This is a genomic window from Citrobacter sp. TBCS-15 (assembly GCF_005280815.1).
Taxonomy (GTDB): domain Bacteria; phylum Pseudomonadota; class Gammaproteobacteria; order Enterobacterales; family Enterobacteriaceae; genus Citrobacter; species Citrobacter werkmanii.
Map to the genome: position 1 here is coordinate 1 of NZ_SZWK01000260.1, position 517 is coordinate 517.

The 517-nt window shown below is 35.6% G+C and carries 2 protein-coding genes; both read right to left on the bottom strand.

Annotated elements, in window-relative coordinates:
* Positions 1-323: IS3 family transposase (locus FDW96_RS25300; protein ID WP_137365906.1), on the bottom strand; the 323-nt coding region annotated here is incomplete at its 3' end.
* Positions 215-517 (bottom strand): hypothetical protein (locus FDW96_RS26210; RefSeq protein WP_373562171.1); only part of this gene is annotated, 303 nt, incomplete at its 5' end. The genes FDW96_RS26210 and FDW96_RS25300, both read right to left, overlap by 109 nt.

Genomic DNA, 517 nt, shown 5'->3' on the forward strand with positions numbered 1-517 from the left:
ATACAAAGTCCTAGCTTTCGCATTAAACGTTGAACTTTTTTATGGTTAACAATATATCCTTCACGCTTTAAAAGTTCTACCATGGGGCGATAACCTGCATTAGGGTGTAATTTTCTAAGCTTAATCAATACTTTTTCGATTTCTTCGTCTTTATTTGGGCGTCCGAAACAATTAACCCAATAATAATACGTTGCCTTAGGTAGTCCTGAAATAATTAACAGTTGTTTGATTGGGAACTTGAATTCTCTGTGGAGGGTTTGAACAAGACGTGCTTTTCCTTCGCTTGTTGTTCCATTCTCAGCCTCCTCAATCCTTTTAAATATTTAAGTTCAATTTTAGTGTTTTCCAACTCCCGCTCTAATTCCCTTATACGAAAGTCCTTTTCATCTAGACTTAACTCTGTCTTCTTATTAATGATCTCTTGTCCTGTCTTAGGTCTCCCACGAGATTGTTTAAAAGCCTCAAAATTGTCAGATCTATAACGTCTTACCCAATCAAGTATTCTTGAATAATCAAT